Annotated in this window: 8 protein-coding genes and 1 pseudogene; 8 read left to right on the top strand and 1 reads right to left on the bottom strand. The window is 34.3% G+C overall.

Annotated elements, in window-relative coordinates; genetic code table 11:
• From AB4Y90_RS15235 to AB4Y90_RS15225, 3 genes are all read left to right on the top strand, one after another.
• Positions 1–1,169: cytochrome c biogenesis protein (locus tag AB4Y90_RS15235; RefSeq protein WP_441558393.1), on the top strand; the 1,169-nt coding region annotated here is incomplete at its 5' end.
• Between the two features lie 176 nt (positions 1,170–1,345).
• The gene (locus AB4Y90_RS15230) at positions 1,346–2,224 is read left to right on the top strand and encodes an SPFH domain-containing protein (protein WP_441558391.1); all 879 of its coding nucleotides are present in this window, start codon (positions 1,346–1,348) and stop codon (positions 2,222–2,224) included.
• A 210-nt stretch (positions 2,225–2,434) separates the two neighbouring features.
• Positions 2,435–2,623 (top strand): Arc family DNA binding domain-containing protein, encoded by a 189-nt coding sequence (locus AB4Y90_RS15225; protein WP_074228653.1) that lies wholly within the window; start codon positions 2,435–2,437, stop codon positions 2,621–2,623.
• A gap of 50 nt (positions 2,624–2,673) precedes the next feature.
• On the opposite strand, the gene AB4Y90_RS15220 is transcribed toward AB4Y90_RS15225, so the two are convergent.
• Positions 2,674–2,868, bottom strand: a complete 195-nt coding sequence (locus AB4Y90_RS15220) for a hypothetical protein (RefSeq protein WP_115950681.1) — start codon at positions 2,866–2,868, stop codon at positions 2,674–2,676.
• Positions 2,869–3,001: 133 nt separating this feature from the next.
• Between AB4Y90_RS15220 and amaB the strand changes: the two genes are divergently transcribed.
• The 5 genes and pseudogenes from amaB (at position 3,002) to AB4Y90_RS15195 (ending at position 7,018) form a co-directional block, all read left to right on the top strand.
• Positions 3,002–4,552, top strand: coding sequence for an L-piperidine-6-carboxylate dehydrogenase (gene amaB / locus AB4Y90_RS15215; protein ID WP_441558390.1), 1,551 nt, complete (start codon positions 3,002–3,004; stop codon positions 4,550–4,552).
• A gap of 104 nt (positions 4,553–4,656) precedes the next feature.
• Positions 4,657–5,704, top strand: a pseudogene (locus AB4Y90_RS15210) (aminotransferase class III-fold pyridoxal phosphate-dependent enzyme).
• Positions 5,705–5,767: 63 nt separating this feature from the next.
• Positions 5,768–5,998, top strand: coding sequence for a DUF2007 domain-containing protein (locus tag AB4Y90_RS15205; RefSeq protein WP_441558385.1), 231 nt, complete (start codon positions 5,768–5,770; stop codon positions 5,996–5,998).
• 166 nt (positions 5,999–6,164) lie between these two features.
• Positions 6,165–6,410 (top strand): hypothetical protein, encoded by a 246-nt coding sequence (locus AB4Y90_RS15200; RefSeq protein ID WP_441558384.1) that lies wholly within the window; start codon positions 6,165–6,167, stop codon positions 6,408–6,410.
• Positions 6,411–6,562: 152 nt separating this feature from the next.
• Positions 6,563–7,018, top strand: a complete 456-nt coding sequence (locus AB4Y90_RS15195) for a transcriptional regulator (protein ID WP_441558383.1) — start codon at positions 6,563–6,565, stop codon at positions 7,016–7,018.
• The last annotated feature ends 155 nt before the right edge of the window (positions 7,019–7,173 follow it).

Below are 7,173 nucleotides of genomic sequence, written 5' to 3'. Positions count from 1 at the left end.
TTGCAGAAGCACTTCAGGCGCAAAAAACAGGAGACTGGAGCAAAGCAGATGCAGAATTGAAAAAACTGTCAGATTACCAGCAAAAATGGGGTAAAGCAGTTGTTCCTACAGAATCGAAAGTTAATCTTGAGGTTTTTATGAATAAAGCAGATATCAATTTCAAATTATTGATTTTCTATACTTTAGTTGGTGGGTTGTTACTGATCTTAGGTTTTGTAGAATTATTTAAGCCTAATAAAATTCTTAATAAAATCATTAAAGCTATAATTTATATAGGAATTGTAGGTTATATTGCCCATTTCTTAGGATTGGTTGCAAGATGGTACATTTCCGGTCACGCTCCTTGGAGTAACGGTTATGAAGCCATTATCTTCATTTCGTGGGTCGGAATTTCTGCCGGATTAATGTTTTATTTCGGATTTGGAAAACCAAATTTCAGCAAAAAAACATCAGATTCTACAGCGAAACTTATTAAAAAAGGAAACACTTCAAACGCATTAATTCCTGCTGCAGGATTTATGGTTGCGGTAATTATGATGGGGTTTGCTCACGGAGGTTCTGCGCTTGATCCGCAGATTACACCATTGGTTCCTGTTCTTAAATCTTACTGGTTAATTGTACACGTTGCCATTATTGTATCGAGCTACGGATTCTTTGCACTGTCAATGATCATCGCTGTAATTTCGTTGGTATTCTACATTATTACAGATAAAAATAAATTTAAATTACACAATGATTCAACATTGAAAGAACTGGCAATTGTTTCAGAAATGTCTCTTACAATCGGACTTTTCGCATTAACAGTAGGAAACTTCTTAGGCGGAATCTGGGCAAATGAATCTTGGGGAAGATACTGGAGCTGGGATCCAAAAGAAACCTGGGCATTTATCTCGATCATGGTTTATGCATTTGTTTTACACATGAGATTGGTTCCGGGATTGAGAAGCAGATGGGCATTTCACGTAGCAACGATGTTTGCATTCTGCTCAATGGTAATGACGTATTTCGGAGTAAATTATTACCTGAGCGGGCTGCACTCTTACGCGGCAGGTGATCCGGTTCCAGTTCCGGCTTGGGTGTATATCGGTCTCGCAACGATGTTTACTTTAGCTTTAGTATCTTACTTTAAATTTGTTGCTTTAAAGAAAAATAAATTCAATTTTAAATAAATATGAAATCCCGAAAATAGTTTTTCGGGATTTTTGTTTTAAGAAATGGTACAGAAACTAAATTTTAATCTTAAAAAGAAAAATTATCAACCAAAATAACTAATAACTAATAACTAATTCAAAACTTATTCATATCTTTATGATATCAAAATAATATCACTTTAAAAATTACAATCATGGAAAAAGTTTTAAAACCAATGTCAGGTTATTTAGCATTAATTCTCTCTTTAATATTGTTGGGAGTTTCGGCTTACCTTTTTATAACAGGAATTAATGACGGAGAAAATGTTGATGTTACGTACATCATCATCTCAATTGTCGCATTCTTTATCATGTGTTTTTTGCTGAAAGGTTTAATGATTATTCAACCGAACCATTCAAGAGTATTGAATTTTTTCGGAAGGTATGTCGGAACCGTAAAAGACAACGGCCTGTTTTTTATTAATCCTTTGTATTCATCTCAAAAAATGTCTTTGCGTTCTGAAAACTTACAAGGACAGACTTTGAAAGTAAACGATAAAATGGGTAATCCCATCGAAATTGCAGTCGTAATGGTTTGGAAAGTAGGAGATACCTACAAAGCTGCTTTTGATGTAGAAAGATATTCAGATTTTGTAAAAATGCAGAGTGAAGCGGCAGTTCGTCATTTGGCAATGAGCTTTCCTTACGATAATCTGGAAGACGATCACGCTCCGATTACACTAAGAGAAGGTGGAGATAAAATTAATTCAATCCTTGAACAGGAATTGACAGACCGACTTTCAAAAGCTGGAATTATCATCCAGGAAGCGAGAATTTCACACTTAGCTTACGCATCAGAAATCGCAGGAGCAATGCTTCAAAGACAACAGGCAACTGCAATTGTAGCTGCAAGAACGAAAATCGTAGAAGGCGCAGTCGGAATGGTAGATTTAGCCCTAAAGAAACTTTCAGAAGAAAACATTGTTGAATTGGATGACGAAAGAAAAGCAGCAATGGTAAGCAATTTAATGGTTGTTTTATGTGGTGAAAAAGCAGCAACTCCAATTTTAAATGCAGGAACGTTATATAATTAAAAATGGAAGCAGTATGTCATTCTGACGAAGGAAGAATCTTAAGATATTAAGTTAAAATAGATTCTTCACTCCGCTACGCTTTATTCAGAATGACAAATCGCCGAAAACTTTTGCTGAGTGAAACGCCTTTGCGAACAAAAAATATTCTCAATAATTTTAAGAAAAATCTTTGTGACCATTGCATTTAAACAAAATTAGAAAAACAAGAAAATGAAGTCAGAAAAAGCTCAAAATTCTCCCGAAAACAAAAGCAAAAAATCTTTCGTGATAAGGATAGATGAGTCTACCTATAAACTTCTTGAAAAATGGGCAAACGACGAGTTCAGAAGCGTCAACGGACAGATTGAGTATCTTCTTAATCAGAATTTAATCAATGCAGGGAGAAAGAAAAAAGAATAAAATAATCGTTAACGAAAACCAAAAGCAGAGAACTAATTTCTTTGCTTTTTTTATTGGAAAATTCCTGTAAAATAACCACTGATTACACTCCAGAAATTCTTACCTAAGAAATAAATCAACGTAGAAGTGATAATTCCTTTCACCGTAAAAAAGATGATTCCGCCAATCCCGAATTTCTTAAGCATTTTCTTCCACCTTGATTTTTTTTCTACATTTTCCTCGTTTATAGCTTCTTTCGTTTCCATTTCTGCAATTATAAATGTTATTTACAAAGATAAGCATGTTTATAATTAGTCCAAATAAAACCAGTTAAAAAAAATTAAATTTTCCATTTAAGTAATATTTTCTATCTTAGGCAAAACGAAAAGTTAAATTTTTATGTCAAAGAAAATCAAAGATTTCGGAATTGAAAAATCACTAAAAAATTTAGGAATCAAAGATGAAAACAAAGGAACTTCTACTGGAGGGAAATTTTTTGCATCAGGAAAATCTATAGAAAGTTACTCTCCGGCAGACGGAAGACTCATAGCCAAAGTAAAACTGTCAAACGAAAAAGATTACGACAAAGTAATAGAATCTGCTCAAAAAGCATTTCTTGAATTCAGAACTGTACCTGCACCAAAAAGAGGTGAAATTGTACGTCAGCTTGGGCAAAAATTAAGAGAATATAAAGACGATCTTGGTAAACTTGTTTCTTACGAAATGGGAAAATCTTTGCAGGAAGGTCTGGGTGAAGTACAGGAAATGATAGACATCTGTGATTTTGCGGTTGGTTTATCAAGACAGCTTCACGGTTACACGATGCATTCGGAAAGACCGGGTCACAGAATGTACGAGCAATACCATCCGCTTGGAATTGTAAGCATCATCACAGCATTCAACTTTCCGGTTGCAGTTTGGGCTTGGAATACAGCTTTAGCCTGGATTTGCGGAAATGTTACCATTTGGAAACCATCAGAAAAAACTCCTCTTTGTGCCATCGCATGTCAGAATATTATGAATGAAGTTTTAGCAGAAAACAATCTTTCTGAGGGAATTTCAAGTGTCTTGGTAGCAGATCACACCATCGGGCAAAAATTAGTTGATGACAAACGTGTTGCTTTAGTTTCATTCACCGGTTCTACAAGAGTCGGAAGAATGGTTTCTGCTAAAGTTGCTGAAAGATTTGGTAAATCGATCTTAGAATTAGGCGGCAATAATGCGATTATCATTTCTAAAGATGCAGATCTGGATATGTCAATTATCGGAGCGGTTTTTGGAGCGGTAGGAACTGCAGGACAAAGATGTACTTCTACGAGAAGGCTAATTATTCACGAATCTGTCTATGACGAAGTGAAAAACCGTTTGGCAAAAGCTTACGGACAATTAAAAATAGGAAATCCTCTGGATGAAAATATGCATGTTGGTCCGCTTATCGATGTCGAAGCTGTGAATCAGTACGAGTTAGCCATCGAAAAGTGCAAGAAAGAAGGCGGAAAATTCGTTGTTGAAGGTGGCGTTCTAAAAGGTAAAGATTACGAATCTGGCTGCTATGTAAAACCTTGCATTGCGGAAGTTAAAAACTCTTTCGAAATCGTTCAGCACGAAACTTTTGCACCTATTTTATACTTAATTAAATACTCAACTTTAGAAGAAGCCATTTCCATTCAGAATGATGTTCCGCAAGGTTTATCTTCTGCAATTATGACCCAGAATCTGAGAGAAGCAGAATTATTCCTTTCTCATGCAGGTTCAGATTGTGGAATTGCGAATGTAAATATCGGAACTTCCGGTGCAGAAATCGGTGGTGCTTTCGGTGGTGAAAAAGAAACGGGAGGCGGTAGGGAATCCGGCTCTGATGTCTGGAAATACTACATGAGAAGACAAACCAACACCATTAATTACACCACAAATCTTCCTTTAGCTCAGGGAATTAAATTTGATTTGTAGTTTTTAATTTAAAAATTTAAGTTATTTAAAGATTTAAATTAATAAGTATTTGAATTTTAAATCTTTAAATATTTTCAATCTTTCAATCTTTCAATCACAACTATATGGACAATACTCTTGAAATTCAGACAAATAAAATAAAAGAAACGGTAGGAAAACACGTTTTGGCAGACGGTTTTGATTTTGTAATGGATATCGAAAACTCTCACGGATCGTGGATTCACGATTCGGTTTCAGGGAAAAATTTTCTTGATATGTTTTCAATGTTCGGCTCAGCTTCAATTGGTTATACACGGAAGAAGTGGTTATACTTTAAGCTTAACAAACACTTCAGATCCGAGAAAATATCAATATTTCCCGATGTTTGAATGGCCGAGAATTCTTAATCCTAAATTACATTTCCCGATTACCGAAGAAAATTTAGAAGAAACGATAAAGAACGAAAATTTAGCTTTACTAAACATAGAAGAAGCGATTCTTTCAAATCCTGATAAAGTAGCTTGTATTATTATTGAACCTATTCAGGCTGAAGGTGGCGACAATCATTTCAGAGACGAGTTTTTTGTGGGTCTAAGAAATATCTGCGACGAGCACGAAATTCTTTTGATCTTCGATGAAGTACAAACCGGAATCGGAATTACCGGTAAAATGTGGGCTTTTGAACATTTAAGTGTGAGACCCGATATTATTTCTTTCGGGAAAAAAACTCAGGTTTGCGGAGTTTTGGCGAATAAAGAAAAGTTTGATGAGATCCCGAATAATGTTTTCAGAGAAAGCTCGAGAATCAATTCTACCTTTGGTGGTAACTTAATTGACATGCTGCGTTTCCAACTGGTGATGGAAGTTATCGAAAAAGAAAACCTTCTAGAAAATGCTGAAATTGTTGGAAAATATCTTTTGGAAGGTCTTCAGAACCTAGCTCAGAAATATCCTGAAAAATTATCTAATGCGAGAGGAAAAGGTTTGATGTGCGCAATAGATTTACCTTCCGGCGAACAAAGAGATCATATTAGAAATGAGCTGTACAAAGACGGTTTAATCATTCTTGCTTGTGGAGATCAATCTATAAGATTCAGACCACATTTGAATGTTACAACCGAGGAAATTCAGATCGCATTAGATAAAATTGAAAACAACATTAATAAAATTTGAAATTTCAAAATTTGGAATTCTTAAAAAAATGTTCTATATTTAGATACTCAAAATGTATATTATATGGAACGTAACACGAGAGTATCAGTTTTTGAAAGCGATAAATCTGCAGAAATACAACTGATAAAGTCTAAATTAGATGATGCACAGATTACCAATGATGTTGAAAACAATTATCTTACTTTTACTACAACGCCAACGGCAACAAGCTTAAAAGTAATGGTAGATCTACAAGACGAGAAGAAGGCATTTGAAATTATCGATGCTTTTCTTCAGCAAAATCAAAACCAATAAAAAATTTCATAATTTTAAATTTTACTACTTCGGAACCGAAAATTAATTCTCATTAATTTTCGGTTTTTTTAGTATCAAATATCAAAATATAATAAAAATATAATGGGAAATTTTTGGCACTGATTATGTTATTTCCCAATTTTCAAGTTTGTAATATAAACCTCTTATGAATAATAAAAACGAAATCCATTTTAGAAAAGCAAATGAAACAGATATACCCGTCATTTGGGAAATTATTCAGCAATCGATCGAACGAAGGAGAAAAGACGGCAGCCAGCAATGGCAAAACGGATACCCCAATTTGCAGACCGTAGAAAGTGATGTTTCTAAAGAATTTGGCTATGTAATTACGGTAGATAATGAAGTAAAGGATACTCATATTGTGGCGAAGTTGTTCTTGCCGGAGGTGTAAGAAAAGCCTTTGAAAAAGTGTTGATGTAAAAAAACACAAAAAGTTAAATCAATATTCATTGATTCTTTAAGAAACTATTTATTTATAAACTCTATTGGCTTTGTTCGTTTAGTTCCGAACTAATTTTTACTTTTGCTCAAAATTTTTCTATTATGAAAAAAAGTCTGGAAGTAGATGAGAAAATTTTTCAGGATGCTGTAAAGTTTTACGGAACCGTTCTCAATCTGCCACCTTTGGCTTCAAAAATATATTCCTACCTCATTTTCGATTTTGATAAGGTAGGAATCACTTTTGATGAGTTTGTAGAAGTCTTTTCGGCAAGCAAAAGCTCAGTTTCTACAAGCATAAATCTGCTTCTTAATGCTGAACTCATTATCGACATCAATAAAATGGATGAAAGAAAACGTTACTTTTTTGCCAATGATGATTATAAAAAAATAAGATTTGAAAAAATCGTTCAAAAAATGCAGGACGAATTGAAACTAATGGAAGATCTGAAAAATTTCAGAAAAACAGAACACAAAGAAGATGATGAAAGAATTGAAGTATACAAAGCACTCTTAAACAAGAGTATATCAAATATTCAGGAATCTCTTAATAAACTATAAAATGACAAACAAGCTTATACTATTTTCTGTAGCAGCATTTTCGTTGACTGCCTGCAAAAAAGAAGCTCCGAAACAGGATGGCCCAAAATCTTTCCCCGTGGTTTCGGTAGAGAATAAAAATATAGTAGGATACGACAGTTTCCCTGCAAGTATTG

The sequence above is a fragment of the Chryseobacterium sp. 2TAF14 genome (assembly GCF_052115105.1).
Lineage (GTDB): Bacteria > Bacteroidota > Bacteroidia > Flavobacteriales > Weeksellaceae > Chryseobacterium.
This window is presented reverse-complemented; position numbering and strand designations above follow the sequence as displayed.